Genomic DNA, 25,848 nt, shown 5'->3' on the forward strand with positions numbered 1-25,848 from the left:
AGGTGCGGGTACTAGCCGGCGTCAGTTCTTCCAGCGCGGCTTGCGGTCGTCGCGGTTGAAGCCGGCGTTGTAGCCACCGGAGGAGCGGCCACCGCGCTCGTCGCCGCGGTCACGGTTGAAGCCACCGCCGGCCTGCGGACGGCCACCGGAGCGGTGGTCGTCACGGCGGGCGAACGGACGGTTGTTGCTGCCGCCGCGCTCGTCACGGTCACGGTTGAAGCCGCCACCCTGGCCACGGTCGCGGTCACCGAAGGAACGGGCCGGACGGTCGTCGCGGTTGAAGCCACCGCCACGGTTGAAGCCGCCACCCTGACCGCGGTCGCGGTCACCGAAGGAACGGCCACCACGGTCGTCGCCGCGGTCACGGTTGAAGCCGCCACCCTGGCCACGGTCGCGGTCACCGAAGGAACGGGCCGGACGGTCGTCGCGGTTGAAGCCACCGCCACGGTTGAAGCCGCCACCCTGACCGCGGTCGCGGTCACCGAAGGAACGGCCACCACGGTCGTCGCCGCGGTCACGGTTGAAGCCGCCACCCTGACCGCGGTCACGGTCACCGAAGGAACGGCCACCACGGTCGTCGCCGCGGTCACGGTTGAAGCCGCCACCCTGACCGCGGTCGCGGTCACCGAAGGAACGGCCACCACGGTCGTCGCCGCGGTCACGGTTGAAGCCGCCACCCTGACCGCGGTCACGGTCACCGAAGGAACGGGCCGGACGCTCGGTGCGCGCCTCGCGGTACGACGGCGTGCGCTCCTCGGTCGGCTCGGCGGCGACGGCGGCCGGCTCGGTCACGGTCGCGGCAGCGGTCTCCTCGCCCTCGGCGGCCGGGGCCTCGTCCACGATGCCCAGGTCGGCCCGCTCGCGCGCGGCCCGCGAAGCGAGCCGGTCGGCCTCCTCGCGCAGCTCGGTGGCGCGGCGCTGCGCGCGCTCCAGCTGGCGGGTCATGTCGGCGATCTCGCGCTCGGCGGCGCCGGCGATGTTCGCCGCGCTCTCCGCCTGGACCTCGACCAGCGAGCGGGCACCGGTGATCCGGGCCACCTCGGGGTCGAAGGCGTGGTCGAGGATGTGGCGGCCGGCGTCGACGCCCGCGTCCTCCATCAGGCGGAAGACGCTGCGGCGCTGGTGCGGCAGCACCAGGGTGACGACGGTGCCGGAACGGCCGGCCCGGGCGGTGCGGCCGGAGCGGTGCAGGTAGTCCTTGTGGTCGCCGGCCGGGTCGACGTTCAGCACCAGGTCGATGCCGTCGACGTGGATGCCTCGCGCGGCGACGTCGGTCGCGACGACGACGTTGACGTAGCCGTCCTTGAAGTCGCCGAGGACCCGGGTACGGGCGCCCTGGGTCATGCCGCCGTGCAGCGCGTCGGCCTTCACACCGGCCTCGACGAGCTGCTCGGCGACGCGGTCGGCGCCCATCTGGGTGCGGACGAAGATGATCGTGCGGCCCTTGCGGGCGGCGATCGCGTTGGTGATCGGCGCCTTGTCCTTGGGCTTCACCACGAGGATGTGGTGGGTCATGGTGGTCACGGCGCCGGCCGACGGGTCGACCTCGTGGGTGACCGGGTTGTTCAGGTAGCGCTTGACCAGGGTGTCGATCTCGTTCTCCAGGGTGGCGGAGAACAGCAGGCGCTGGCCGCCGGCCGGGACCTGGTCGAGGATCTCGGTGACCTCGGGCAGGAAGCCCATGTCGGCCATCTGGTCGGCCTCGTCGAGCACGGCGACCTGGACGTCGGCGAGCTTGGCGGAGCCGCGGTTGATCAGGTCGCGCAGACGGCCGGGAGTGGCGACGAGGACGTCGACGCCGCGCTCCAGCGCGTAGATCTGGTTGGACATCGAGGTACCGCCGCAGACCACCTTGAGCCGCAGGCCGAGCACCGAGCCGAAGGGCTCCAGGGCGTCGGCGACCTGCATCGCCAGCTCACGGGTCGGGACGAGGATCAGACCGCGCGGGTGCTTGGCACGGGTGCGCTCGCCGGCGGCGAGGCGGGTCAGCAGCGGCAGGCCGAAGCTGAGGGTCTTGCCGGAGCCGGTGCGGCCTCGGCCCAGCACGTCCTTGCCGGCCAGGGCGTCCGGGATGGTCGCGGCCTGGATCGGGAACGGGGTGGTGACGTCGCGCTTGGCGAGGGCGCGGACGATGTCGTCCGGCAGGCCCAGGTCGCCGAAGGTGAGGGTCGGCTCGGCCTCGGCGGCCTTGTCGTCGCCCTCGGCGGCGTCGGTGGTGTCGTCGGCCTCGGCGGCGTCGTCCGCGACGGCCTCGGCGGTGGCGTCCTCGACGGCGTCGACGGCGGCGATCAGCTCGGCGTCGGCCTCGGGGGCGGTGGTGGTGACATCGGCGGCGGACTCGCTCGCGGGCATGGCGAAGCGGGCGTCGTCAACGAGAGACATGCAAAACCTTCCGGAAGTGGCACGCGCCAAAGTCCGGGGTTCTGTTTCACAACCGCCTCTATGCGGTCAGCCACGGATCGCCGGAACGCGCCAAGGGCGCCAGATGGATGTAGGGCGCCAGACAAATGAATCAAACGAACGATCTACCACCATAGACGAGCCTGGGGATCGGAGGCAAATGCCGAGGCCAGGCTGTGATTCAAGTCCCTTTCAGTGTGCGCCCGGTCCGGCGCTGGGAGCCGCCGTGGCGCTGGGGGCGACCGTCGGTTCCGGGGCCGGGGTGGCGGTCGGGGCGGGTGTGGTGTGGCCGGGCTCCGGCGTGGTCGGGTGGCCGGAGGGGCTGGCCGCCGGGGCGGAGGCGGTGGCTCCGCCGGAGCGGCCGTCGCCGGTGCCGGTGCCCGTGCCTGCGCCCGTGCCGCCCGTGGGGTGACCGGTGCCGCCGGCGGCGGCGCCCGTGCCCGCGGTACCCCCGGCCGCCCCGCCCGCGGCGGCGGCACCGCCCGGACGAGGTGCGGGGCTGGCGCTCGCGCCCCCGGTGGTGCCGCTCGCGCCGGGCGCGGGCTCACCGGGGGCCGCCACCGGTACGGGTTCCGCGACGGCGGGCGCGCCGTTGACGCCGCCCGCGCCGTTTCCGCCCCCGGCGCCCGCCGCGCCGTTCGCGCCGACGGCCTGCTCCCCGGGGGCCGCGTTCATGCCGCCGGCCGAGGCGCTCTGGGCCTGGGCGCCTCCCGCCCGCTCCGAGCGCCCGACGGCGCCGCCCTGGTGTCCGCCGCTGGGCGAGGCCGAGGCGGTCGGCCCCGGCCTGGTCGGCGTCCCGGCCTGGCCGACCGGCGTCGAGCGGTGCTTCTCCTCCGCGCCCGGCCCGACCGACATGCACCCGGTCAGCCCCAGCCCGGCCACCGCCAGGGCCGCCACCGCCCGGACCGCCCCGGTCCGCACCGCTCGCGGCCGTGGCCCTCCGGTCCGTAGCGCCCCGGTCCGGTCCGCGCCGGTCCGCGCCGGTCCGTCCCGGTCCACCGCCGTCTCCCGCTCCGCCACCGCACGCATCGCACGCATCGCCGCCACCGAGCTCCCTCTCCCGCCCCGCCCGGGCCGCCCACCACGCGCGCACGGCCACCCTTGCGGGTGCCCAACGCGCGCCCCCGGCGCACGGACACGGGTGGACGCACCGGGAGCACTCGAACGAGCGCCGGGCGGACCCCCTTCGTCCGTGGGTTCGACGGCCCGAGGGCTCGACGGAGGACCGGGCGGCGGGTGCGGTTCAGCCCCAGAGGGCCCCGGCCAGCCCGGCGCCCGCGTACACCGCCGCCAGGCCCGCCACGATGCTGCCCAGGACGTTCGCCAGGGCGTACCGCCCGGCCCCGCCCTCGACCAGCCGCAGCGTCTCGTACGAGAACGTCGAGTACGTGGTCAGCGCGCCGCACAGCCCCGTCCCCAGCAGCAGCTGGACCTGCGAGGAGGCCGCACCGGCGGCCACCGCCCCGGTCACCAGCCCGAGGACCAGGCAGCCGGCCACGTTCACGGCGAAGGTCCCCCAGGGGAAGACCGAGTCGTGCCGGGACTGCACGGCCCGGTCGGTCAGGTACCGCAGCGGCGCGCCGACCGTCGCACCGAGGACCACCAGCAGCCAGTTCACGCCCCGCCCTCCCCCGCGCCGCGCCCGGCGGCACCGTCGGCACCGTCGGGCCCCGCGTACCGGAGCACCTCGCACCGCTCCAGGGTCACCGGCCCGGCCGGCCGCAGCCCGTCCAGCTCGGGCAGGAAGGCCCGCACCCGCTGCTCCGTGTCCACGATCACCACCGCCACCGGGAGGTCCTCGCTCAGCGACAGCAGCCGCGCCGTGTGCACCAGCGAGGACGCGCCGAAGCCCTCGATCCCCCGGAACACGCTCGCCCCGGCCAGCCCGGCGGCCCGCGCCCGGTGCACGATCTCGCTGTACAGCGGGCGGTGGTGGTGCCGGTCGTTCTCGCCGACCAGCACGGTCAGCCGCAGCGCGGGGCCGCCCAGCCGGTCGCCCTCCCCGGCGGACCCGGCAGCCCGGCCCTCCCCGGGCGCGGCGGCCGTCATGCCCGCACCCCGGTCCGCCGCAGCAGGGCCCGCGTCGCAGCGGCGGCCGCCCAGACCGCCGCCAGCGCCGCCAGCAGCGTCAGCGCCAGGTACCCCGCGGCCGGGCCGGGCCGCCCCTCCGCCACCAGCCGGCGGAAGTCCACCGCGTACGTCGAGAAGGTCGTGAACCCGCCCAGCACACCGGTCCCGAAGAACGGCCGCACCAACGGGTGGGCCGGACGCCCCTCCGTGATCACCACCAGGAAGACCCCGATCACGGCGCACCCCACCACGTTCACCAGCAGGGTCGTCCACGGGAAGGCCGACGGGCCGGTCGGCCAGAGCAGTCCCGCCCCGTACCTGGCCACGGCCCCCAGCGCCCCGCCGACCGCGACCACCGCCACCGCCGGCCCCTGCCCGCGCAGCACCGGCGGGCGCCGCCGCGCCGCCGGGCCGGGCGCGGCACCGTCCGCCACCAAGTCCTCCGAAGTCGCCACGGCCCCATCAAACACCGGCGGACAGCGGCACCGACCGCCTGGCACACCGTCACCGCAGACCCGACAATGATCCGGTGGAGATGACCCCGGAAGACTTCGAGGTACTGGTCGCGGACGCCCTCGACCTGATCCCGCCGAAGCTCGCCGCGATGATGGACAACGTCGCCGTCTTCGTCGAGGACGAGCCCGACCCGGCCGACCCGGAACTCCTCGGCCTCTACGAGGGCACCCCGCTCACCGAGCGCGGCGAGTGGTACGCGGGCGTCCTCCCCGACCGGATCACCGTCTACCGGGGCCCGACCCTGCGCCTTTGCGAGGACCGCGCGCAGGTGGTCGAGGAGGTCCGCACCACGGTGATCCACGAGGTCGCCCACCACTTCGGCTTCGACGACCACGAGCTGGACGAGCTCGGCTGGTCCTGAGGCCGGGGCCGGGAACCCGCCCGGAACCGGCCCGTAACCCGCCCGCACGGCCCGCCCGCCCACCTGGCCCAAACCCGTTTTGGCGATCGGCCCGACATCCCATATGCTTCTCGACGTCCCCGAACGCCGGAAACGGCGGGACAGGCCGCAAGCCCTCATCGTCTAGTGGCCCAGGACGCCGCCCTTTCAAGGCGGTAGCACGGGTTCGAATCCCGTTGGGGGCACGCAGTACCGTAGTACAGTGCAGTGAAGCAAGACCCAGTAAGACCTGAGTGGTTCGCCACTTCTAGGTCCCGTGGAGCAGTTGGTTAGCTCGCCACCCTGTCAAGGTGGAGGTCGCGGGTTCAAGTCCCGTCGGGATCGCTCGTCTCGCAAGAGACGGTGCAGTACGGCCAGGTAGCTCAGTTGGTACGAGCGTCCGCCTGAAAAGCGGAAGGTCGCCGGTTCGACCCCGGCCCTGGCCACCAGCCTTGACCAGGCACGATGCCCCTGAAGCAGCTCGCTTCGGGGGCATTTTCGCGTCGCTTGACGCCAACGGGACGGCGGACGGTCACTGTCCTCCTGCCGAGTAAGTACGTGAAGTACTTGACGTACTTCACGCCGGGCGCGACCCTGGTTCTCGGACGAGGAGGCTTCCAATGACAGCGGTCCACTACGAGAGCTACACCGAAGCCCGAGCGCACCTGAAGGACCTACTGGACGCAGCCGGGCAGGGCCGGGTCGCGACCGTTCGCCGGGACACCGACTGTGCGGCCGTGGTCGACGCGGGACGTCTGCGCCATGCCCTCACACTGCTGTGCCCGTCCAAGGCCGAAGTGGTCGCCGAGGGCGGTGGCTGGTCTGTGTTCTTCCCCGGCCTCCCGGTCGCCGCGGATGGCGGCACGTTCGATGAGGCCATCGACGAGATGGTCGACGCGCTCCGCGAGTACGCGGAGGACTGGCAGGACCGGCTCCTGAACGCGCCCAACCATCGCGATAACTGGGGCCTGGTCCAGCTGATCGGCCTCAGCGACGACGCGCAGCTCCGTGGTTGGCTGCTCGGAGTCGCGAAGTGACCTGGCCTCAGCCGACACGCGAACGACACGAGCAGTTCTGCAAGGTCGAATGCTGGGAACGCGTACGCGACGCGCGCGGCCGCACCGGCACCCACCACGTCACCTATGAGCTCGGGCTCCCCGATGGGCGGATCCTGCGCACCCGGGTGTCGCACCCAGTGGACCGCACCGTGTACGGCGCCGGCATGTGGGCGCACATCCTCCGCGATCAGCTGGACGTGACGGAGGATGTCTTCTGGCCCTGCGTCCTGGACGGCACACTTCCCGATCGAGGCGCGCCCGAGCCGCCACGCGAGGCGCTTCCCGTAGACCTGGTCCACATGCTGATCAACCGCGTCGGACTCACCGAGGGCCAGGTCGCCGAGCTGAACAAGACCCAGGCAATCGCGCGACTCGAGCAGTTCTGGACCGAGGGCCGCTGACACACTGTCCTCACCGTCGATTCGACGCGCCCAGCTTGCCGAGTTCCTCACCCTGGCCTGGGAGCTCCGAGGCGACTTCACCGCCACGACGCGGCGCGCATCGCCCTGCCCGAAGGCTCGGGGTGATCCCCTGGTCACCGGCCGGCCAGCAACGCGCCCGCCAGCGACTGGGCAGTGCCCGGCCCCTTGCCGTGGCGCGGTCGCGCTCCGGACAGTGACGGCATGCGGTTGGGACCGCGTTCCCGGCGCGCCTTCTCGATGACCGTCGTCCCGGTCTCCGCCTCCAGCGCGGGGGCGTAGCCGGCAGACCGAAGCGCGGCGAGGGTTGCCTCGGGCTCGGCCGTGCTGATCAGCACGGTCGGCGCGATCCGTCGCAACCCGAGCTTGGCCAGCGCACGGGCCGCGGCGAGCTCCGACACCAGTGCCTCGTCGTCGGAGCGGATGCAGCAGGCGGAGCGCACTACTCGCATCCGGCCGTGGGTCCGCGCGGTGTCCTTGATCAGGTACGCCAGGGGCTGCGGAAGCGGCCGCCCGCCCTCGGAGACGTCGGCCAGCCGAGCCAGCAGGTCGGCGGCGTCCCATCCGGAGTCCAGCGCCCGGCGGACCGCCGCGGGGGTGATCCGCCACACCACGGCATGGCCCTCCGACTCCCGCTCCGCACAGGCGGCCAGCAGATCGGTCAGCTCCGACGCCGCAGCTCCGGCGACCACGGCCGTGAGGTCTGCCTGGAACCGGGCGGTGGTCTGCGGCGCGGGCAGCAGCGCGTCCAGGGCTGCGGACAGCTGCCGAACCGCGTCGTCCAGAGCAGGACGGTCGCGCAGCGTCGGCCCGGCACCCGGAACGGCAGGGAAGTGGCGGTGTGCACCCGCCCTCAGGAGCCCGAGCACGGCGTGCCCGAGAGGAGTCAGCGCTCCGTGGGCGACGACCCCGAGCAGTTCCGCCTCCGCCAAGGTCGCCTCGACCCGCTCGACCTCCCACGGGCCTTGGGCAAGGGCGGTCGGACGGAACCAGGCCGCTGTGGCGATGAGACCGGCGAGCGCGGTCGCCCGCGTGCGAGCGGACTTGCCGGTGGCGACTCCGCGCCCGGCCGGAAGGGTGGCCAGCGCCTCCAGCACGGCGTAGCGCAGATCGACGGCCTCGCCGTCATCCGGCGTGACCAGCGCGACCGGGCTGTCGTTCTCGTCCGGCCAGTAGCTGAACACCTCGGGCACCACCGCCCAGGTGGCGAGGAGCGGCAGCAGCCGCCGAGCGGGTGGAGCCGCCAGCCACGCGTCGTACCGCTCGGTGGGCAGCATCCGGGCAGGTGGCTGCGGTTCCGGCCGACGCGCGCGGCCCCGGCCTCTCGCCAGAGCCTCCGCTTCCTCGGCGCACGGGGTGATCAGGTCCGCGTTGTTCGCCAGGTCGAGCCACAGCCGAGCGTGTTCCTCCGGCAGGCCGACCGCCTTCGCCAGCCGGCGGGTGTCCCGGACCGCGATTCCGCCCGCCTTGCGCAGGGCGAGCGGCTGCACGGCCACCTGGCGGAGCATCAGCTCGACCCGGGAGGCTGCCTCGGCCAACGCCGCTTGGGCCTGGCTCTCGACCGCGCCACCGGCGATCTCCACCGCGCCTTCGACCGGGGGCGGGGCAGGCTGGTAGCTCGGCGCGCGATCGTGGTCGCGCAACGCGTCGGCCACCTCGCGCGGCAGTTCCGCCAGGTCCTCATCCACCGGAAGGACCAGGCCGCGGGCGGCCAGCCAGTCCGTGCCGGGATCTCCCGAGCCGCCTTCCCGGAAGGTGAACTTGCCTCCGGAGCCCGGGTAGAAACCGCCGTAGCGGGAGACGAAGCAGTGCGTGCGCAGCAGTGGCGGGCCCGGGACCAGTTTGTCCAGCAGGTCCGAGGCTGCGGGCGGCGCCTCGGCGGCCATGGCGCCCACGCGCTTCGCGTCCCTGAGCACGTCCACGATCTGCCGCTGCGCCTCGTCCCGGGTCCGCGCCTTCGCGAGCCCCAGCCCCTGCGCGATGCGATGGATCTCCGGAGCGTTGAATGCCTCGGTGAGCAGTTGTTCGGCTGGTCGGCCGTATCCGCCGGCTTCGCCCGCCTGGCGGTGGACCAGGATCGGCACGATGACCTTGCTTCCGGACGAGGGCAGCACCAGGGCCCGCTCGGCCAGCCGGGACAGTGCGGCCTCGGCCGCCGACCGACCCGCACCGTCGAGTTGCAGGAATCGGAAGAGCTGGCCGCGGGTCACGGACCGGTCGGTGGGGTCGACCGGAGGCGCGTCGAGCCGTGGTGAACGGCCGCCGTAGCCCATGAACAGGTGATGAGCGGGCGGACCGGCCGGTAGCGGACCGTGCAACCGTTCGGCCGAGGTCGCCACAGCGACCAGCAGTTGCAGGTCCCCGAGGCTGATCTCGCTCAGCCCCAGGGCCGTGGAGGCGTCCGTCAGCAAGTGGTCGGCCAGGTCGGTCAGGCTCGCCACCCTGGCCGCGTAGGGGAGTTCGCGCTGCTCCAGCAGTTCGGTCAGCTGCGAAGGAGTACGGTCGGCCAGCCAGATCGCGAGGCTTCGTGCGGCTTTCACCGCACCAAGCGTAGTGAATCGCCGACGGGGACGGGCCACGAGGCTTGAAGTCGGCTGGACCGCCCTCACCGCCCGGTCTCCGGCTACTACGCGAAGACCTCGATGCTGCACTTGGCCGCGCCGCTGCGCTGGATTCGGGCGTCGCTGGTGACGAGTGGCACGCCGAGGGTCTCGGCCAGCGCCACATACTGTGCGTCATAGGCGCTGATGTTGTGGTGGAGTTCTCGGACCCGCTGCCAGAGGATCAGCGTCTCGTGTCGCGTGATGGCGAGGGCCTGGTAGTCGGCGACGGCCTTCGCCGCTTCCTTCTCCGCGAGCTTTCCGCCGCGCACCATACCGAAAAGGGCCGAGACGAGCTCGTAGTCGAGCAGGCCGGGGGCAGCGAGCGCGTCCAGCCCGCGGAGTCGGTCGCGGACGGCCCGGCCGGCGGGACCGTGGTCGGTGAGCACCCGAACCAGCGCGGAGCAGTCGATGACGACGCTCAGGTTCACCGGCGCTCCCGACCCTCGTCGATCGCGGAAAGGATGTCCGACGTACTGACCTCAGCGCGGGTCTCCCGGTCGAGGCGGGTCATCATCTCGGCCAAGGTCGGCGTGGCCGCCTCACGGGCGACAAGGTCGAGCAGGTACGCCTGAAGGCTCTTTCCGCTCTGGGCTGCCTTGACCTTCAGAGTTTCGAGAATCGAGTCCGGGACCTCACGAATGGTGATCGCAGTCATGCATGCATTTTAGCTGCAACGCCTGCAAAGTGCCATCGCGAGCACTGCCCAGGATTGCCGGTTGACGCCAGCGCTGACGCCAACCGGCCTGGGCGATGGCGTCCGACGGCGGACGGCTACGGACCGCAGAGCGGTGCAAAGTGGGGTATCCCGCCGCCCTGGCTAGGCCTGAAAAGCGGAAGGTCGCCGGTTCGACCCCGGCCCTGGCCACATCGCCTGAAAAGGCCCAATGCCCCTGAAGCAGAATGCTTCGGGGGCATTTTCGTGCCCTTGGCGGGCGACACGTCAGGCCCTGCCGATCCCTGAAGCCCGCGTCCTCCGCAACGCCCCGCCTCCGGGAGCACGGGGGGGGCACGGGGCACCGGGCGGATCAGCTCCGTCCGCGGCCACCCGTGCGTCGACCTGCCGGCGCAGGTGCCGTTCCGCGTGCGCGGTGACTCCCGTCCCGCCCCGTACTCGGACCGATTCCCGGGAGAACTTCCCAACACCCCACGCGGGTCCCGCAGCAGAGCCTACGATCCCGGAGTGACTGAACCCTCGGCGTACGAGCTCGAAGCGTGGCGTGACATCCAGCGTTTCAAGGGCCGCCCGCTGTCCCGGAGCATGGGCGAGGCCGGCGAGCACCTGGCCGTCGGCGCGGCGAAGCTCGGCAGGCGCGCAGCCGAGCGGCTGGAGAGCCACCCGCGGGCCCTCTCCGCGGTGACGCGCGGACAGGAGATCGTCGCCAAGGGCGCCCGGAAGGCGGGCAACGCCGCGCGCAGTGCCACCAACGCGCTGCCCGACTGGAGCGACGTGGTCCTCCGGTCCACCCGGGAGACGGTGGGACGGCTGTCGCGAGCGGGACTGACCTCCGCACGGGTGGTGAAGCGCCACCAGAAGCGCGGCCACGACGTGTCGTCGCTGGCCGACCTTCGGCGGCTCGACCTGGAGCAGATCGACGCGGCGCGGGGGAACGCGGCCAGTTGGTACTACCCGGCCGCCGCAGCGCTGTCGGGAGCGACGGCGGGGCTGGTGATCTCGGGTGGGGAGCTGGTCGTCGTCGCCTCCGCAGGGGCTGCGGCAGCGCCCACGGGAGGCATGATCGTCGGCGCCCTCGCCGGCGACGCCGCGATCGTCCTCGGCCTGGCGTCCCGGGTGGTCGGCCATGTGTCGCTGTTCTACGGCTACGACCCCGAATCGCCCGCCGAGAAACTGTTCGTGATGTCCGTGGTCAACGCCGGTACGGCGGTGTCGAGCTCCGCCAAGATCGCCGCGATGAGCGACATATCCCGGCTCACCCAGGCACTCGTGCGGGGCAAGGCGTGGGACGTCCTGAGCGAGTCCGTGGTCACCGGGGTCTCGGTGCGGTTCGCCGGAGCATTCGGCATACGCCTCACCAAGAAGGGCCTCGGCAAGGTCGTTCCCGGCGTCGGGATCCTCGTGGGCAGCACCCTCAACTGGTCCATGCTGGAGCGGATCGTCGACACCGCCGACATGGCCTACCGGCGCCGCTTCCTCATCGAGAAGTACCCGCACCTCGGCAACGAGGAGCCGCCCGGTTCCTTCTTCGACGCCGACGAGGACGGCGCGGACTCCGCCGACCGGCCGATCAGCGTCCTCGCCGAGCTGGCCGAGGCAGGCGGACCCGACCTTCCCTGATCCACCGGGCGGTCCCGCCCTGCCGCTCGGCAGGACTTGACGCCCCGCCAACGACGCCGGCGCAACGCTGTTGTCGCCGTCGTTCCCTTTCGAACCCGGCCCTGGCCGCTACCAGGAGGCCGCCGCAGCGAATTCGCTGCGGGGGCCTTTTCATACGTTCGATTCGTTCGATGCCCATGGGTACGGCGGACGGCCAGTTCCCCGTAAAAACCGAAAAGGCCCGCACCGCGCGTGCGCGGTGCGGGCCTCGGGCCGACCGGCGGAGCCGGTCAGCGGGAAGTACTAGAGCGGACGAATGTTCTCCGCCTGCGGGCCCTTCTGGCCCTGCGTGACGTCGAACTCGACCTTCTGGCCCTCGAGCAGCTCGCGGAAGCCGTTGGCGTTGATGTTCGAGTAGTGGGCGAACACGTCCGGGCCGCCACCCTCCTGCTCGATGAAGCCGAAGCCCTTTTCCGCGTTGAACCACTTCACGGTGCCGTTAGCCATTTAAAAATATCCTTCGAATGGGACGTCCGAAACTCACAGGTCGCGAGTTTCGCGTCGCCGCGATGATGACCCACCCGGGGAATGGCCGGGTAACAAAATACGCCTGCGGTCAGAACCAGCAGGCGCACACAAAGTTCATGGGAACCACAACTGCAACTATCACGACTGTAGCAGGGTCCGCACCCCAACGGGGTGGTTCTCCCTGGCCAGTTCGTCGGCGTGGCTCCGACCGGCGGTGACGCCGGGCGATCGCCCCCTCCGGCGGCTCCCCGCGCGCCGGGGGGTGCCCGCCGTCGCCCGCGCCCGCGGTCAAGATCCAAAATATCCCGCGGATCAAGCCACCCGCTCCGCCGAAATCAAGCGCATACTGGCCATGATGACGAATTCAGCCGCGCCCCGGCGCCACCTCCCCACCAGCCCCTTCCGTCGGGCTCCGGCCCCGCCGCCGCCCAAGGTATTCGCTGTCGGAGACCGGGTGACGCACGACGAGTACGGCCTCGGCCGCGCCATCGGTGTCGAGGGCGAGCTCGCCGTCCTGGTCGACTTCGGCTCACGAACGGAGCGGATCACTGCACCTTTCGCCAAGCTCTTCCGGCTGTGACCCCTGGCGCCCGGTCGACTCCCACGCCGACCGGCGCGAGGGCGGACAGCCACGGACTCCGCCCACCAGAAGCATGAGGACGTGCGGCGCCGGTTGACGCCGGTGCCGACGCCACCCCGCCCCGGAGAGCCCGCTCTCCGGGCCTTCCGCATGTCCGGGCCCGGTGATTGGGCGCCACCTGCCGCGGACGGGAAGTGGATCACCCCGGGTCACCCTGGATCACCCGAAAACGGGTGGGCGGGGGAGGCGGGCTCCGCGATCATGGCGGGCATGGACTCCAGATTTCTCGGGATCGACGAGGTGGCCGGGGTTCCGGCGGTCGCGGTCGTGGTCGATGTGATGCGCGCGTTCACCGTGGCTGCCTGGGCCTTCGAGCGGGGGGCCGAGAAGATCGTTCTCGCCGGGTCGCTGGACGAGGCGTTGGCGCTCAAGGCCCGGCGGCCGGGGTGGGTGGCGCTCAAGGACGGGGCGGCGGCGCCCGGGTTCGACGCCGTCAACTCGCCGGGGCTGCTGCGGGACGTGGACCTCGGCGGGCGGACGGTGGTGCAGAAGACCACAGCCGGGACGGTCGGCGCGCTCGCGGTGAAGGACGCCCCGCTGGTGCTGTGCGCCGGTTTCGTGGTGGCGGGGGCGACGGCGCGGCTGCTGCGGGACCGGGGGTGCGGGAGCGTCACCTATGTGGTCACCGGCGAGGACGGGCGGGCCGAGGAGGACCTGGCGTGCGCCCAGTACATCGCCGGGAGGGCCGCCGGGGAGGACACGGCCGCGGACCCGTACCTCCGCCGGGCCGCCGGGTCGCGGGCCGCCGCCGAGTTGGCGCAGGGGGTGCGCGAGGGGGCCCATCCGGACGACGTCGCGCTCTGCCTCGAACTCGACCGGTTCCCCTTCGCCATGGTGGCGTCCCAGGAGGACTCGCTGACGGTGCTGCGGCCGGTCGCCGTGCCCGCGGCGACCTGAAGAGCGGCGCCCCGACCGCCACACGGCGGGGCCCCGGGGAGCGGACTCCCCGGGGCCCCGCCGCGTCGGACCGGGGTCAGCCGGCGATCAGTTCTCCGCCCAGCCCTTCTTGGCGCCGATCAGGGAGCCGTCGGCCGCGTAGAGGCGGAGCTCGGCGGGGATGCCGCGCTTGGCCGCGCCGATCCAGCGGGCCCCGGAGTCGCCGAGGGACAGGATGGCGGGCTCGGCGGTCACACCGTCGGCCCACTCGACCACGGCCCGGGCGGCGCCCGGGGGCACCAGACCGATGTCCACCTTGGGGACGGTGTACAGCGGGTCCTCGGTGCCGTTCTTGGCCTGGGCGCCGAGCCAGAAGTGGGCGAAGTCGTCCACCGTCACGCCGTCCGCGCGGTAGAAGCCCACCGGGCCCCCGGGCGGCGCGACGAAGCGCTCCTCGGAGCGGGCGAGCCGCTTGCCGTCCTGGAGGTAGTAGAAGACCACGTGGTCGGCGTCCGGCGTCCCGTACCGGGTGATGTAGTCCTCGGTGGGCGCGGGCCAGGGGGAGCCGGCGTCGGCGTCCTCCTGCCAGATCAGCCGGGACTGCTCGCGGATCCCCTCCTTGCCGGGGGCCGGCCACAGGGCCGCCCAGACGCTCCAGGGCTTGCCGTCCTTGGTGCCGGCGAGCACCTGGATCCGGGTCGGGACGAGCGGGTCGCGGGGGGCGCCCGGGGTCGCGGCGGGCCCTCCGGCGGCCGGGGTCAGCACGGTCGACACGTCGACGCTCGCCACCACGGCCCTCGTGCCGCCGCCAAGTCCGCCGGCCCCGCCGTTCACCGCAGCCACGCCGCCGAGGGCGGCGACCAGGGCCAGCGCCAGCGCCCCGCCCAGGGACGTGCGCCGCCGGACCACCCGCCGCCGGCCGCCGGCCAGCACCGCCTGGTACGGCGCCGGACCGGTCTCCATCGTCTCCACCAGCCCGGCCAGGGCCCGGGCCACCTCCTCGCCGCCCGCCACCTCGGTCGCCTGCGCCTCGTCGCGGTTCATGCCGCACCTCCGATGCTCGTCATGGTGATGAGTGAGGAGAGCTCGCGAAGCTTGGCGATGCCCTTCGACGCCTGGCTCTTGACCGTGCCCACCGAACAGCCCATGGCGGCGGCGGCCTGGGACTCGCTCAGGTCCTCCCAGTAGCGCAGCACCACCGCCTGCCGCTGGCCCGGCGGCAGGGTGCCGAGCGCCTCCAGCAGGGCGGCCCGCTCGTCCAGCCGGGCGAAGCCGTCCGGGCCGGACCGTTCCGGCACCGCGGTGACCAACTGCTCCGGGACCCGGCGCCGGAAGCGGCGGGCGTGCTCGTTGATGACGATCCGGCGCACGTAGGCGTACGGCTCGTCGGCCTTGGTGACCCTCCCCCAGGCGGCGTAGGTCCGCTCCAGTGCGGTCTGCACCACGTCCTCCGCGAGGTAGCGGTCCCCGGTCAGCAGGAACGCCGTTCGCATCAGACGTGGCCAGGCACCGGTCACGAACGCGTTGAAATCGGCGTCCCGCTCGGCCTTCTTGGCTCCCATGAGTACCTCCTCGTCCACCCAGAGCCCGCTCCGGCCGCGAACCGTTGCCGGGGCGGTCCGCGGAGTGGTCCGCGAGGGCAGTCCGAACGGGCAGACGAGGAGGTCAGGAGCCTGGAGGTCAGAAGGTTGGAAGACCGGCGGACCCGAGGAGCGGGCGGGTCAGCCGGCGGGCGGGATGTTGAAGTTCAGCCGGAAGAGGTTCCCCGGGTCGTACACCGCCTTGAGCTCGGTGAGCCGCCGGTGCACGGGCTCCGGGTAGGCGGTGCGCACCACGGCCGGGTCGGCGTCGTCCAGGCCGAAGAAGTTGGCGAGCGCTCCGCCGGTGGACCACGGGCGCAGCCGCTCGTGCAGGGCGGCGTGCGCGGTGCGCAGCCCGTCCAGCGGGACGGGGCCGATCATGCTGGTGGAGAAGGCCAGGTAGCCGGCGTCCCGGCCGCCGACGGCGTTCGGGACGGCGGGCTCGCGCGAGTAGGCGCCGCCCTGGAGCCGGAACTCGACGATCAGCGGGCTGTCGGCGTCCGGTCCGGCGAGTTCCAGGACGGCGTCGGCCGTGGCGCCGGTGAACTCGCGCAGGGCGGTGTTGCGGTCGTACGCGGGGTGCGCGAACGGCGGTTCGTGGTGGATCGTGCCGGCCTCGGTGAAGGGCAGTTCGCGGACGGTGTCGAGGAGCGGGGTGCCGAAGGCGCGCAGCGGCCGGACCCAGTCCTCGCCCTGCTCGGCCGGGCCGCTCCAGGCGACCCGCAGGACGACGGCGTAGCGGCCGCGGATGGGCTCCGGCACGGCGTCGATGTCGGGGTAGCCGATCAGCTGGGCGGAGGTGGCGAGCTCCTCGGGGACGGTCCGGCTCCACTCGGCCCAGCCGTGCAGCGCGGCGGCGGCGGACTCGGCGGGGTAGTAGAGGCCGCCGCCGTAGAGGCCGGTGCAGGGGACGAGGTCGATCTCCATCGCGGTGACGATGCCGAAGTTGTCCTTGCCGCCGCGCAGGGCCCAGAACAGGTCGGGTTCGGTCGCGGGGCCGGTCTCGACCAGGCGGCCGTCGGCGGTGACGACCTCCAGCCGGCGGACGTGGTCGGCGGCGAAGCCGTGGCGTCGGCCGAGCAGGCCGATGCCGCCGCCGAGGGTGTAGCCGACGGCGCCGACGTCGGGGTTGGAGCCGCTCAGCGGGGCGAGGCCGTGCGGTGCGGCGGCGTCGAGCACCTGGCGCCAGCGCACACCGGCGCCGACGGTGGCGGTCCGGGCGGCCGGGTCGACGGTGACCTCGTCCAGGGCGGCGGTGTCGATCACCAGCTGGCCGTCGGTGGGGACGGAGATGCCGTGGCCGGTGGCGCGGACGGCGACGGCGAGGCCGTGCTCGGCGGCGTACCGGACGGCGGCGATCACATCGGCGGTGTCGGCGGCGGACACCACCAGCGCCGGGCGGTGGTCCAGCGCGAGGTTGTAGCCGGTCCGTCGGGCGTCGTACTCGTCGTCTCCCGGCCGGTGCACCGGCCCCTTGGTCTCGATCATGCCGGGAGGCTAACCCGCGCGGGGGCGGAGCAATCCCGTCCGTATCCGATCTCTGTCAGGTCGCCGGCGAACGGGTTCTGACGGACGGTCACGGATCCGGGGCCCGGCCGCGGCCTCCCCCCGGGGCCGCGGCCGGGCAGTCAGGAGGCGCCCTAACGGCTGTCGCCGGAGGCGCGGGTCATGATCTCCAGGTTGTGGCCGTTCGGGTCCTCGAAGTAGGCGCCCCGGCCGCCGAACCAGTCGTTGACGCGGCCGGCGTGGCGGTGGAACGGGTCGGCCCAGTAGGTGATCCCCCGATCCTGGATCCGGCCGAGGATCTCGTCGAACTCCTCGTCCCCGACCAGGAAGGCGTAGTGCCCGGTGGGGACCGGCCCGTCGATCCGCATCACGTCCATCGCGACGTCGTTGGCGAGCCGGACGACGAGGAAGGGCTCGCTGCGCACGGGGGCGGCCAGACCGAGGACCTCGGTCAGGAAGCGGGCGGTCTCCTCGTCGTCCCGCGCCGGGACGATGGTGTGGTTCAGCTGAACGGCCATGGAACGCTTCCCTCCTGGGACTTCCGGACGTACCGACGAGCGTAGGACTTGAAGTCCGCTTCACGTCAAGCATGTCGTAAACTACACGATGTAGTGCACTGCAAGGAGGATTTCCCCGTGACCGAACAGACCGCCCCGGACGCGAGACCCGCCGACCCGGCCACCACCCCGGACGCGATCCCGGACGCCCCGGCCGCCGCGCGCCGCGGCATGCCGGAGAAGCGGGTGGCGATCGCCCGCGCGGCGCGCACCGTGTTCGGCCGCGAGGGCTACACCCGCACCAGCGTGGACGCCATCGCCGCCGAGGCCGGCGTCTCCAAGCGGACCATCTACAACCACTTCGCCGACAAGGAGCAGCTGTTCCGGTCGGTGATCCTGGAGGGCGCCACCACGGTGGCCGCCACCCAGGCGAAGATCGCCGACCGCCATCTGCGGAAGATCGTCGACCTGCGCACCGACCTGGTCGACTTCGGCCTGGAACGGGTCGACTCGCTCACCACCTTCGCCGAGCACTGGGCACTGGTCCGCACCATCGAGGCCGAGGCACTGCACATCCGCCCCGCGGTGCTGGAGGCCTGGCAGGACGCCGGGCCCCGGGAGACCCACCGGGTGCTGACGCACTGGATGGCCGAGTTCGCCGAACGCGGGCTGCTGGTGGTGCCGGACCCGGCCGAGGCCGCCCGGATGCTCAACCTGCTGACCTTCCTCGCCGTCGCCCAGCCCACCTTCTACGGCGCGCTGCCGATGCCGGCCGAGCGGATCGCCGAGGTCGTGGAGCACGGTGTGGCGGCGTTCCTCGCGGTGTACGGCACGCCGGGCTAGCCGGAATCCGGGGGCAGGGCAGATGGAACTCACCTTCGTGGACGTCGGGCCGGACGGGCCCGCGCTGCTGCGGGACGTCGCACCGCTGGTGCTGGCGCTGCGTCCGGCGCTCGGGGCGGACGGCTTCGCCGCGTTCGCGGCCGAGGCGCACGCCCAGGGGCTGGTGTTCACCGCCGCGTACGACGGGCGGGGGCGCTGCCTGGCGGTGGCCGCCCACCGGGTGCTGGCCACCAGCCGGGGGCGGCTGTTCTTCGTCGACGACCTGGTGACCGCGCCGTCGGCCCGCTCGGCCGGGGTCGGCGGGCGGCTGTTCGCGGTGCTCAGGGAGCGGGCCTCGGCGGCCGGCTGCGACCGGATCGAGCTGGACTCGGGGACGGCCAACCACGGCGCGCACCGGTTCTACCACGCGCACCGGATGGCGGTCACCGCGCTGCACTTCGGCCTCGACCTGTAGGGCGCGTCTTTCGGATCACGCCGGGCGGTCGCCGAACCGGTTCCGGCTGCGATGTGTCAGGTCCACGGCCGGACTTGACGGACCCGTCGGTACGCCTTTGACCCTCCCGCGGGACGCCGCCCAGGATTCCGGCCATGGGAGAAAACACCGCAGAAAACGCCCCGCTTTTCCGTTCCCGGGCCGAGATCCGGATTTCCGCCACCCCCGACGAGATCTATTCGGTGATCAGCGACCTCCCGCGCTGCGGCGAGTGGAGCCCGGAATGCCAGGGCGGCAGCTGGGTCTCCGGCGCGCCGGCCGAGGTCGGTTCGGTGTTCCGCGGCGAGAACCTGCGCAGCCCGGACGTGGTCGCCTGGGCGCCGGTGGTCCGGGGCGTCTGGTACACCCACGCCGAGGTGGTCGCGGCCGAGCCCGGCCGGACCTTCCGCTGGGCCATGCGGGACACCGGCGGCCGGGCCCAGGACAGCGTCTGGGCCTTCGACGTCGCCCCCGGCCCGGGCCCGGACGCCGAGCACAGCGTGCTGGTGCACCACTTCCGGATGGGCTCCGCCACCGAGGGGATCCGGGGCATCACCGCCGGGATGGACGAGGACGCGAAGAGCCGCTTCTTCGCCGAGTGGGGCGAGAAGGTCGCCACCGACCTCGGCGTGACCCTGGAGCGGATCAAGCGGGTCGTCGAGAAGGAAAGCTGAACAGCCCCCCTGGAAGAGATTCCGGACAAGGCTCCTGGCACGAAGTCCCGGCGGCGCGCCCCCGGGACGAAACCCCTGAAAGCACAGCGACCCTAATCCCACGAGAGGGCGGAACGGTGCTCCTTCAGCGCATTGCCAACCGGGGAATCCGACTGGGCACACTCTTCGAGCGGGCCGCCGTCCGGAACGGCGCGAACGTCGTGATCCTCGACCACGACCTCGACATCGCCCCCGAGCTGGGCCGGCGGTCCACCGTCGCCGAGCTCGCCGACCTGGTCGACGACCACGCCTCCCGGCTGTGGGCCGCCGGGGTCCGGCCGGGCCGCCGGGTGGTGGTCCACAAGTCGAACAGCTTCGACATCACCCTGCTCGCCTGCGCCGCGGCCCGGATCGGCGCCGTCCCGGTGCTGCTCTCGCCCTATCTGGACGGCGCGACCGTCGCCGAGCTGGTCCGCCGCACCGACGAGCCGTTCCTGGTCACCGACGCGGTCAAGCTCGCCAAGGAGCTGCCGGCCGAGGTCTTCGACCTGGCCGCCACCGTCCTGCTGGCCTCCGGCAGCCACCCCGGCGCGGTCGAGCTGGCCGCCCTGGCCGGCTCGCCCCGGGTCGCGCCCGTCACCGCGCCGCCGGACCACCCGACGCTGATCACCCACACCTCCGGCACCACCGGCACGCCCAAGCTGGCCGTGCACACCGGCCGCACCCTGGAGGCCCGCTACCGGCCGCAGGCGCTGGTGCTGCGCCCGGTGGTCCCGGGCCGGGAGACCATCGCCATCCATGTCTCCTTCGTCCACTCCCGGCTGATCACCGCGCTGGCGATCTCGCTGTTCCGGGGCTTCCCGATCCTGGTGCTGGCCCACTCGGAGCCCGGGCACGTGGCCGAGCTGTTCGCCCGGCTGCGCCCCGGCATCCTGGAGGCCCACCCCAACTCGTTCATGGAGTGGGAGGAGCTCGCCGGGGACCCGCGCCGCCCGCTGGGCAACGTCAAGCTGTTCTCCTCGACCTTCGACGCGATCCACCCCCGCACCGTGCGGACCATGCTCGCCGCCTCCGCCCGCACCGCGCCGGTCTTCGGCCAGCTGTACGGGCAGAGCGAGGTCGGCCCGGCGGTGGTGCGCTCGTTCTCCCGGCGGCGCGGCGCGGACGCGGACGGCCGCTGCGTGGGCATGCCCTTCCCCGGCTTCACCGACGTCCGGGTGGTGAGCCGCAACGGCCGGCCGCCGTCGGTGGAGAACCCCGGGTACATCGAGGTCCGCAGCGACGGCCGGATCGTCACCTACCTCGGCGAGCAGGCCCGGTACGACCAGCAGGTCGAGGACGGCTGGTGGCGGATGGGCGACGTCGGCTACCGCACCCGCTGGGGCTGTGTGCACCTGCTGGACCGCGAGGTCGACCTGATCGAGGGCTTCGGCTCCACCCTGGCCGCCGAGGACGCGCTGTTCGCCCGCCTCCCCCAGCTCGCCGAGGTGGTGATCGTCCCCGGCGCGGACGGCCGGGCGGTGCCGGTGATCTGCACCAAGGACGACCTGCCGGTCGACCCGGCCGCCTGGCGGGCCGCCGCGGCGGGCCTGCCGCCGATGGCCGATCCGGTGCAGTGGCGGCTGGGCGAGCTCCCGGCCACCGCCACCACCAAGATCAAGCGGCTGGAACTGGCACGCCGGCTGGCGGCCGGCGAGAACGAGGGGCCGGTCCGGTGACGGCGCGCCACGACGCCCCCGCCACCGTCCTGGTGGCCGGCGGCGGGATCGGCGGGCTGGCCGCCGCGCTGGCCCTCGCCCGGGCCGGCCACCGGGCGGTGGTCCTGGAGCGGGCACCGGAGTTCGCCGAGATCGGGGCGGGCATCCAGATCGCGCCGAACGGCATCCTCGCACTGGAGCGGCTGGGCCTCGGCGACGCCGTCCGGGCGGCCGGGGTGCACATGGCCGAACTGCGCTTCATGGACGGCGTCACCGGCGAGCACGTCACCAGCCTGACCCTCACCGAGCGCTACCGGCAGCGGTTCGGCAACCCGTACGTGGTGGTGCACCGGGCCGAGCTGCACGGGCTGCTGCTGCGCGCCTGCCGGGACGAGCCCCGGATCGAGCTGCGCGCCGCGACCGCCGTCACCGGCTACCGGCAGGACGCCGGGGGCGCCGTCGCGCTGCTGGCGGACGGCGGCTCGGTGCGCGGCGACGTGCTGGTCGGGGCGGACGGCATCCATTCGGCGGTCCGCGCCCAGCTGGTCGGCGACGGCGAGCCGCGGATCTCCGGGATCACCGTCTACCGGGCGGTGGTCCCGATGGAGCTGGTCCCCGAGGAGCTGCGGCTGCCCACCTCGGTGACCTGGTGGACCGGCCCGCACTGCCACTTCGTCCACTACCCGATCGCCGGCGGGGCGTTCCTCAACCTGGCCGCCTCCCGGGACAACGGCGCCACCGAGGCGCTCGCCGGGGTGGCGGTGGACGAGGAGCTGGTCGGGGAGCAGCTGGCCGGTCTGACCGCGCCGAACGCCCAGCGGCTGCTGGCGCTCGGCGAGGGCTGGCGCTCCTGGGTGCTGGTGGACCGGGACCCGGTGCGGCGGTGGACGGACGGCCGGGTGGTGCTGCTCGGCGACGCCGCGCACCCGATGCTGCACTACGCCGCCCAGGGCGCCTGCCAGGCGCTGGAGGATGCCGTGCTGCTGGGCGAGTTGATGGTCCAGACCACCGAAATCACCGGCGCCCTGGCCCGGTTCGCCTCCGAACGGCAGGCGCGGACGGCGGCGGTGCAGCGCGCCGCCCGGGAATCCATCCGGCTCTGGCACCCGGCCGGCGAGGCCGCGCGGACCAGGAACCGCCTGCTCAGCGCGCTTTCCGAGGGCGAACTGCACGAGCGGGTGGCCTGGATGCACGGAGTCAAGACCTTTTCATCATCCGATGATCACAACTACGATTTCGAGCCGTGGGCATGATCGACAGTCACCTCCAGATCTGTGTCATCGGCGCCGGTCCGCGCGGCCTCTCGGTGCTGGAACGACTCTGCGCGAACGAACGGTCCAGCCCCGCCGGGGCCACCGTCACCGTGCACGTGGTCGACCCGGCACCCCCCGGCGCGGGCCGGGTCTGGCGCACCGACCAGTCCCGACACCTCCTGATGAACACGGTGGCCTCCCAGATCACCGTGTACACCGACGACAGCGTGCGGATCGACGGACCCGTCGAACCCGGGCCCAGCCTGTACGAATGGGCGAAGTCGCTTGCCCCCGAGGGCAGTCCCGACGCGACCCCGGGCCGGGAACCGGACCGACCGACCGGACCGGACGTGCCCGGACCCAACGGGCACGGACCGGCCGTGCCCGGACCGGCCCTGCCCGGACCGGACGGTCCCGACCCGGCCGCCCTGGCCGAGGCCGCCGCGCTCGGGCCCAACACCTACCCGACCCGCGCCTTCTACGGCCACTACCTGCACGCCGCCTTCCGCGCCGTGGTCGCCGCCGCCCCGCCGACCGTGACCGTCCGGGTGCACCGCTCCCGGGCGGTCGCGATGGCGGACGCGCACGGCTTCCCCGGCGGCCCGCAGGGCGTCCGGCTGGAGGACGGCACCCGGCTGAACCGCCTGGACGCCATCGTGCTCGCCCAGGGCCACCTCCCCGCCCGGCCCACCCCGCGCGAGGCCCGCACCGCCAGCCTGGCCAGGATCCACCACCTCGACTACATCACCCCCGCCAACCCGGCCGACGTCCACGTCACCGCGCGCCCCGGCCAGACCGTCCTGCTCCGCGGCCTCGGACTCAACTTCTTCGACCACATGGCCCTCTTCACCCTCGGCCGGGGCGGCCGGTTCGAGCAGACGGACGGCGGCCTGGTCTACCGGCCCTCCGGCGCCGAGCCCCGGCTGTACGCCACCTCTCGGCGCGGCATCCCGTACCACGCGCGCGGCGAGAACGAGAAGGGCGCGTACGGCCGCCACCTGCCCCGGCTGCTCACCACCGAGGTGGTCGCCGAACTGCGGGAACGCACCCGCACCGGCGGGCCGGTCCGGTTCGCCACCGACCTCTGGCCGCTGGTCTCCCGCGAGGTGGAGGCCGTCTACTACGGCGCGCTGCTCACCGCCCGGGACCGCGGCGCCGAGCGCGAGGCGTTCACCGACCGCTTCCTGACCGCCGACGACCCGGCCGCCGTCCTCGACGAGCACGGCGTCCCCGAGGCCGACCGGTGGAGCTGGGACCGGCTCTCCCGCCCCTACGCCGGACGCGAGTTCACCGACCGCGCGGACTTCCGCGACTGGCTGCTCGGCCATCTGCGCCAGGACGTCGCCGACGCCCGGGCCGGGAACCTCAGCGGCCCGCTCAAGGCCGCCCTGGACGTCCTGCGCGACCTGCGCAACGAGATCCGGATGGCGGTCGACCACAGCGGCATCGCGGGCGACTCCTACCGGGACGACCTCGACGGCTGGTACACCCCGCTGAACGCCTTCCTCTCCATCGGACCGCCGGTGGAGCGGATCGAGCAGCTGATCGCGCTGATCGAGGCCGGAGTGGTGGAACTCCTCGGCCCCGGCACCGAGATCCGGATCGACCCCGTCGACCCGGCCTTCGCCGCGCACTCGACCGCCGTGCCGGGCCCGACGGTCCGGGCCTCGGTCCTGGTCGAGGCCCGGCTGCCGGAACCCGACCTGCGGCGCACCGACGACCCCCTGCTGCGGCACCTGCTGGACACCGAGCAGTGCGCCACCTACCGGATCCCCGGCCCCGCCGGGACGGGCTACCCGACCGGCGGGCTCTCCGTCACCGAGCGGCCCTACCGGCTGCTGGACGCCCGGGGCCGGGCGCACCCGCGCCGCTTCGCGTACGGGGTGCCGACCGAGTCCGTGCACTGGGTCACCGCGGCGGGCATCCGGCCCGGCGTCGACTCGGTGACCCTCGGCGACTCCGACGCCATCGCCCGGGCGGTGCTGGCGCTCTCGCCGGCCCCCGAGTGGCCGACCGCCGCCCCCGGCCCGGCCGGGCCCGCGTTGTCCACCGGGTCCACCGGGACCGGGGCGTCCGGCGGCTCCGTAGAGTCCGCCGGGTCAGCCGAGTCCGAACCGAGAGGCGTCGTCGTATGACCGCACACCCCCGTCCGCCGGCCCCGGCGGAGCCCGACACCGGACTGCTCTCCCCGGTCCGGGCCGGCACCCCGGTCGAGGCGGCCGTGACCGACCGCGCCTGGCTCCAGGCCATGCTGGACGCCGAAGCGGCACTGGCCCGCGCCCAGGCCGCGCTGGGCACGGTGCCGCCCGCCGCGGCCGCCGCCATCACCCGCGCCGCCCGGGCCGAACGGTTCGACGTCCGGGAGCTGGCCCTCGCCTGCCGGGAGACCGCCAACCCGGTCGTCGGCCTGGTCCAGGCCCTGACCCTCGCGGTGGCCGCCGAGGACCCGGCCGCCGCCGAGTACGTGCACCGGGGCTCGACCAGCCAGGACATCCTGGACACCGGCGCCATGCTGGTCGCCGCCCGGGCCCTGGCCCTGGTCCGCGCCGCCCTCGGCCGCACCGCCCACGCGCTCGCCGGCCTCGCCGCCGAGCACCGGGACACCGTGCTCGCCGGACGCACCCTCGCCCTGCACGCCGTCCCCACCACCTTCGGCCTCAAGGCGGCCGGCTGGCGCCAACTGGTGCTAGACGCCGACCGCCGGATCGCCGCCGTCCTCGCGGACGGGCTGCCGGTCGCGCTGGGCGGCGCCGCCGGCACCCTGGCCGGCTACCTGGAGTACGCCCGGCTGGACGGCCCGGACCCGGAGGTGGACGCCGGCGCCTACCTGGACCGGCTCCTGGACGCCTTCGCGGCCGAGACCGGACTCGCCCGCCCGGCGCTGCCCTGGCACGCGCTGCGCACCCCGATGGCCGACCTCGCCGCCGCGCTGGCCTTCACCGCCGGCGCGCTCGGCAAGATCGCGGTGGACGTGCAGTCGCTGACCCGCACCGAGGTCGGCGAGGTGGTCGAACCGGCGGCGGCCGGACGCGGCGCCTCCTCCGCGATGCCGCACAAGCGCAACCCGGTGCTGGCGACCCTGCTGCGCAGCGCCGCCCTCCAGGTCCCGGTGCTCGCCGCCGGACTGACCCAGTGCCTGGTCACCGAGGACGAGCGCTCCGGCGGCGCCTGGCACGCCGAGTGGCTGCTGCTGCGCGAGTGCCTGCGGCTGGCCGGCGGCGCCGCGCACACCTCGGTGGAGCTGGCCGAGGGGCTGCTCGTCCGGCCGGAGCGGATGCGGGCCAATCTGGGGCTCACCGGCGGACAGCTGGTCTCCGAGCGGATCGCCGCCCGGCTGGCGCCGAAGCTCGGCAAGGCGGTGGCCCGGCAGCTGCTCACCGAGGCCTCGCTGACCGCCGACCGGGAGGGCCGGCCGCTGGCCGAGGTACTGGCCGAACAGGGCGGGCTGGAGGGCCACTTCACCTCCGCGGAGATCGCGGAGCTGTGCGACCCGGCCGGGTACACCGGCATGGCCGGCGCCCTGGTGGACCGGGCGCTGCGCCACTAGGCACGGCTCGGGGCGAACGGAGCGGGGACCTCGCGGGCA

At 73.6% G+C, this 25,848-nt stretch carries 26 protein-coding genes and 3 tRNA genes; 16 read left to right on the top strand and 13 right to left on the bottom strand.

What is annotated here, in order from left to right; translation table 11 throughout:
- Positions 1 to 21 precede the first annotated feature (21 nt).
- The 5 genes from OG715_RS21150 to crcB (OG715_RS21170) all read right to left on the bottom strand — a co-directional run bounded on the left by OG715_RS21150 (position 22) and on the right by crcB (OG715_RS21170) (position 4,907).
- Positions 22 to 2,382 (bottom strand): DEAD/DEAH box helicase, encoded by a 2,361-nt coding sequence (locus OG715_RS21150; protein WP_266270394.1) that lies wholly within the window; start codon positions 2,380 to 2,382, stop codon positions 22 to 24.
- 210 nt (positions 2,383 to 2,592) lie between these two features.
- The gene (locus OG715_RS21155) at positions 2,593 to 3,438 is read right to left on the bottom strand and encodes a hypothetical protein (protein WP_266270396.1); all 846 of its coding nucleotides are present in this window, start codon (positions 3,436 to 3,438) and stop codon (positions 2,593 to 2,595) included.
- Positions 3,439 to 3,643: 205 nt separating this feature from the next.
- Positions 3,644 to 4,018, bottom strand: coding sequence for a fluoride efflux transporter CrcB (gene crcB / locus OG715_RS21160; protein ID WP_266270397.1), 375 nt, complete (start codon positions 4,016 to 4,018; stop codon positions 3,644 to 3,646).
- Positions 4,015 to 4,449 carry a DUF190 domain-containing protein gene (locus OG715_RS21165; RefSeq protein WP_266270398.1) on the bottom strand — a complete coding sequence of 145 codons (435 nt, stop codon included), beginning with the start codon at positions 4,447 to 4,449 and terminating at the stop codon, positions 4,015 to 4,017. Before OG715_RS21165 ends, crcB (OG715_RS21160) begins: the two co-directional genes overlap by 4 nt.
- Complete coding sequence (crcB, locus tag OG715_RS21170; RefSeq protein ID WP_407661123.1) at positions 4,446 to 4,907, bottom strand: fluoride efflux transporter CrcB; 462 nt, start codon at positions 4,905 to 4,907, stop codon at positions 4,446 to 4,448. Before crcB (OG715_RS21170) ends, OG715_RS21165 begins: the two co-directional genes overlap by 4 nt.
- Before the next feature lie 98 nt (positions 4,908 to 5,005).
- On the opposite strand from crcB (OG715_RS21170), the gene OG715_RS21175 reads away from it, so the two are divergent.
- The 6 genes from OG715_RS21175 to OG715_RS21200 all read left to right on the top strand — a co-directional run bounded on the left by OG715_RS21175 (position 5,006) and on the right by OG715_RS21200 (position 6,824).
- A complete protein-coding gene (locus OG715_RS21175; protein ID WP_266271761.1) occupies positions 5,006 to 5,347 on the top strand; it encodes a metallopeptidase family protein in 342 nt (113 codons plus the stop codon).
- Between the two features lie 151 nt (positions 5,348 to 5,498).
- Positions 5,499 to 5,571 (top strand) — tRNA-Glu (locus OG715_RS21180).
- A gap of 65 nt (positions 5,572 to 5,636) precedes the next feature.
- Positions 5,637 to 5,710, top strand: a tRNA-Asp gene (locus tag OG715_RS21185).
- 27 nt (positions 5,711 to 5,737) lie between these two features.
- Positions 5,738 to 5,814 (top strand) — tRNA-Phe (locus OG715_RS21190).
- 171 nt (positions 5,815 to 5,985) lie between these two features.
- Positions 5,986 to 6,402 (top strand): prevent-host-death protein, encoded by a 417-nt coding sequence (locus OG715_RS21195; protein ID WP_266270399.1) that lies wholly within the window; start codon positions 5,986 to 5,988, stop codon positions 6,400 to 6,402.
- Entirely contained in the window at positions 6,399 to 6,824 is a 426-nt protein-coding gene (locus tag OG715_RS21200) for a cytotoxic translational repressor of toxin-antitoxin stability system (RefSeq protein ID WP_266270400.1), read from the top strand. Before OG715_RS21195 ends, OG715_RS21200 begins: the two co-directional genes overlap by 4 nt.
- Before the next feature lie 134 nt (positions 6,825 to 6,958).
- Here the strand turns inward: OG715_RS21200 and OG715_RS21205 are convergent, their stop codons facing one another.
- From OG715_RS21205 to OG715_RS21215, 3 genes are all read right to left on the bottom strand, one after another.
- Positions 6,959 to 9,382 (bottom strand): helicase-associated domain-containing protein, encoded by a 2,424-nt coding sequence (locus tag OG715_RS21205; RefSeq protein ID WP_266270401.1) that lies wholly within the window; start codon positions 9,380 to 9,382, stop codon positions 6,959 to 6,961.
- Between the two features lie 86 nt (positions 9,383 to 9,468).
- Positions 9,469 to 9,873 (bottom strand): type II toxin-antitoxin system VapC family toxin, encoded by a 405-nt coding sequence (locus OG715_RS21210; protein ID WP_266270402.1) that lies wholly within the window; start codon positions 9,871 to 9,873, stop codon positions 9,469 to 9,471.
- Complete coding sequence (locus OG715_RS21215) at positions 9,870 to 10,100, bottom strand: FitA-like ribbon-helix-helix domain-containing protein (RefSeq protein ID WP_266270403.1); 231 nt, start codon at positions 10,098 to 10,100, stop codon at positions 9,870 to 9,872. Before OG715_RS21215 ends, OG715_RS21210 begins: the two co-directional genes overlap by 4 nt.
- 525 nt (positions 10,101 to 10,625) lie before the next feature.
- Between OG715_RS21215 and OG715_RS21220 the strand changes: the two genes are divergently transcribed.
- Positions 10,626 to 11,738: an EcsC family protein gene (locus tag OG715_RS21220; protein WP_266270404.1), complete on the top strand. Its 1,113-nt coding sequence runs from the start codon at positions 10,626 to 10,628 to the stop codon at positions 11,736 to 11,738.
- Positions 11,739 to 12,020: 282 nt separating this feature from the next.
- On the opposite strand, the gene OG715_RS21225 is transcribed toward OG715_RS21220, so the two are convergent.
- Positions 12,021 to 12,224 (bottom strand): cold-shock protein, encoded by a 204-nt coding sequence (locus tag OG715_RS21225; protein ID WP_030918248.1) that lies wholly within the window; start codon positions 12,222 to 12,224, stop codon positions 12,021 to 12,023.
- Between the two features lie 376 nt (positions 12,225 to 12,600).
- On the opposite strand from OG715_RS21225, the gene OG715_RS21230 reads away from it, so the two are divergent.
- Both OG715_RS21230 and OG715_RS21235 read left to right on the top strand, forming a co-directional pair.
- The gene (locus OG715_RS21230) at positions 12,601 to 12,825 is read left to right on the top strand and encodes a hypothetical protein (protein ID WP_030392229.1); all 225 of its coding nucleotides are present in this window, start codon (positions 12,601 to 12,603) and stop codon (positions 12,823 to 12,825) included.
- A gap of 270 nt (positions 12,826 to 13,095) precedes the next feature.
- Complete coding sequence (locus OG715_RS21235; RefSeq protein WP_266270405.1) at positions 13,096 to 13,782, top strand: 2-phosphosulfolactate phosphatase; 687 nt, start codon at positions 13,096 to 13,098, stop codon at positions 13,780 to 13,782.
- An 87-nt stretch (positions 13,783 to 13,869) separates the two neighbouring features.
- On the opposite strand, the gene OG715_RS21240 is transcribed toward OG715_RS21235, so the two are convergent.
- The 4 genes from OG715_RS21240 to OG715_RS21255 all read right to left on the bottom strand — a co-directional run bounded on the left by OG715_RS21240 (position 13,870) and on the right by OG715_RS21255 (position 17,365).
- Positions 13,870 to 14,805 carry a hypothetical protein gene (locus OG715_RS21240; RefSeq protein ID WP_266270406.1) on the bottom strand — a complete coding sequence of 312 codons (936 nt, stop codon included), beginning with the start codon at positions 14,803 to 14,805 and terminating at the stop codon, positions 13,870 to 13,872.
- Positions 14,802 to 15,323 (bottom strand): SigE family RNA polymerase sigma factor, encoded by a 522-nt coding sequence (locus tag OG715_RS21245; RefSeq protein WP_266270407.1) that lies wholly within the window; start codon positions 15,321 to 15,323, stop codon positions 14,802 to 14,804. Before OG715_RS21245 ends, OG715_RS21240 begins: the two co-directional genes overlap by 4 nt.
- A gap of 159 nt (positions 15,324 to 15,482) precedes the next feature.
- Positions 15,483 to 16,829, bottom strand: coding sequence for an FAD-binding oxidoreductase (locus OG715_RS21250; protein WP_266270408.1), 1,347 nt, complete (start codon positions 16,827 to 16,829; stop codon positions 15,483 to 15,485).
- Between the two features lie 152 nt (positions 16,830 to 16,981).
- Positions 16,982 to 17,365: a VOC family protein gene (locus OG715_RS21255; protein ID WP_266270409.1), complete on the bottom strand. Its 384-nt coding sequence runs from the start codon at positions 17,363 to 17,365 to the stop codon at positions 16,982 to 16,984.
- A 117-nt stretch (positions 17,366 to 17,482) separates the two neighbouring features.
- Here OG715_RS21255 and OG715_RS21260 point away from each other — a divergent pair, with 117 nt between their 5' ends.
- The 7 genes from OG715_RS21260 to OG715_RS21290 all read left to right on the top strand — a co-directional run bounded on the left by OG715_RS21260 (position 17,483) and on the right by OG715_RS21290 (position 25,809).
- The gene (locus OG715_RS21260; protein WP_266270410.1) at positions 17,483 to 18,187 is read left to right on the top strand and encodes a TetR/AcrR family transcriptional regulator; all 705 of its coding nucleotides are present in this window, start codon (positions 17,483 to 17,485) and stop codon (positions 18,185 to 18,187) included.
- A 22-nt stretch (positions 18,188 to 18,209) separates the two neighbouring features.
- Positions 18,210 to 18,641 (top strand): GNAT family N-acetyltransferase, encoded by a 432-nt coding sequence (locus OG715_RS21265; protein ID WP_266270411.1) that lies wholly within the window; start codon positions 18,210 to 18,212, stop codon positions 18,639 to 18,641.
- A 134-nt stretch (positions 18,642 to 18,775) separates the two neighbouring features.
- On the top strand, positions 18,776 to 19,333 hold the full coding sequence (locus OG715_RS21270; protein ID WP_266270413.1) for an SRPBCC family protein: 558 nt from the start codon (positions 18,776 to 18,778) through the stop codon (positions 19,331 to 19,333).
- 116 nt (positions 19,334 to 19,449) lie between these two features.
- The gene (locus OG715_RS21275) at positions 19,450 to 21,030 is read left to right on the top strand and encodes a class I adenylate-forming enzyme family protein (protein WP_266270414.1); all 1,581 of its coding nucleotides are present in this window, start codon (positions 19,450 to 19,452) and stop codon (positions 21,028 to 21,030) included.
- Positions 21,027 to 22,262 (top strand): FAD-dependent monooxygenase, encoded by a 1,236-nt coding sequence (locus tag OG715_RS21280; RefSeq protein WP_266270416.1) that lies wholly within the window; start codon positions 21,027 to 21,029, stop codon positions 22,260 to 22,262. The genes OG715_RS21275 and OG715_RS21280 overlap by 4 nt, the downstream gene beginning before the upstream one ends.
- Positions 22,259 to 24,397 (top strand): FAD/NAD(P)-binding protein, encoded by a 2,139-nt coding sequence (locus tag OG715_RS21285; RefSeq protein WP_266270418.1) that lies wholly within the window; start codon positions 22,259 to 22,261, stop codon positions 24,395 to 24,397. The genes OG715_RS21280 and OG715_RS21285 overlap by 4 nt, the downstream gene beginning before the upstream one ends.
- Entirely contained in the window at positions 24,394 to 25,809 is a 1,416-nt protein-coding gene (locus OG715_RS21290; RefSeq protein WP_266270419.1) for a lyase family protein, read from the top strand. The genes OG715_RS21285 and OG715_RS21290 overlap by 4 nt, the downstream gene beginning before the upstream one ends.
- The last annotated feature ends 39 nt before the right edge of the window (positions 25,810 to 25,848 follow it).

This window comes from Kitasatospora purpeofusca (genome assembly GCF_036010405.1).
GTDB classification, from domain to species: domain Bacteria; phylum Actinomycetota; class Actinomycetes; order Streptomycetales; family Streptomycetaceae; genus Kitasatospora; species Kitasatospora purpeofusca.

Bases quoted from the DNA above. Each gene is read 5' to 3' on its own strand.
- OG715_RS21265 (WP_266270411.1), top strand. From the start codon at position 18,210: ATGGAACTCACCTTCGTGGACGTCGGGCCGGACGGGCCCGCGCTGCTG.
- OG715_RS21235 (WP_266270405.1), top strand. From the start codon at position 13,096: ATGGACTCCAGATTTCTCGGGATCGACGAGGTGGCCGGGGTTCCGGCG.
- OG715_RS21225 (WP_030918248.1), bottom strand. From the start codon at position 12,224: ATGGCTAACGGCACCGTGAAGTGGTTCAACGCGGAAAAGGGCTTCGGC.
- OG715_RS21270 (WP_266270413.1), top strand. From the start codon at position 18,776: ATGGGAGAAAACACCGCAGAAAACGCCCCGCTTTTCCGTTCCCGGGCC.
- OG715_RS21215 (WP_266270403.1), bottom strand. From the start codon at position 10,100: ATGACTGCGATCACCATTCGTGAGGTCCCGGACTCGATTCTCGAAACT.
- OG715_RS21285 (WP_266270418.1), top strand. From the start codon at position 22,259: ATGATCGACAGTCACCTCCAGATCTGTGTCATCGGCGCCGGTCCGCGC.
- OG715_RS21195 (WP_266270399.1), top strand. From the start codon at position 5,986: ATGACAGCGGTCCACTACGAGAGCTACACCGAAGCCCGAGCGCACCTG.
- OG715_RS21245 (WP_266270407.1), bottom strand. From the start codon at position 15,323: ATGGGAGCCAAGAAGGCCGAGCGGGACGCCGATTTCAACGCGTTCGTG.
- OG715_RS21240 (WP_266270406.1), bottom strand. From the start codon at position 14,805: ATGAACCGCGACGAGGCGCAGGCGACCGAGGTGGCGGGCGGCGAGGAG.
- OG715_RS21175 (WP_266271761.1), top strand. From the start codon at position 5,006: ATGACCCCGGAAGACTTCGAGGTACTGGTCGCGGACGCCCTCGACCTG.
- OG715_RS21155 (WP_266270396.1), bottom strand. From the start codon at position 3,438: ATGCGTGCGATGCGTGCGGTGGCGGAGCGGGAGACGGCGGTGGACCGG.
- OG715_RS21250 (WP_266270408.1), bottom strand. From the start codon at position 16,829: ATGATCGAGACCAAGGGGCCGGTGCACCGGCCGGGAGACGACGAGTAC.
- OG715_RS21290 (WP_266270419.1), top strand. From the start codon at position 24,394: ATGACCGCACACCCCCGTCCGCCGGCCCCGGCGGAGCCCGACACCGGA.
- OG715_RS21165 (WP_266270398.1), bottom strand. From the start codon at position 4,449: ATGACGGCCGCCGCGCCCGGGGAGGGCCGGGCTGCCGGGTCCGCCGGG.
- OG715_RS21255 (WP_266270409.1), bottom strand. From the start codon at position 17,365: ATGGCCGTTCAGCTGAACCACACCATCGTCCCGGCGCGGGACGACGAG.
- OG715_RS21230 (WP_030392229.1), top strand. From the start codon at position 12,601: ATGACGAATTCAGCCGCGCCCCGGCGCCACCTCCCCACCAGCCCCTTC.
- OG715_RS21150 (WP_266270394.1), bottom strand. From the start codon at position 2,382: ATGTCTCTCGTTGACGACGCCCGCTTCGCCATGCCCGCGAGCGAGTCC.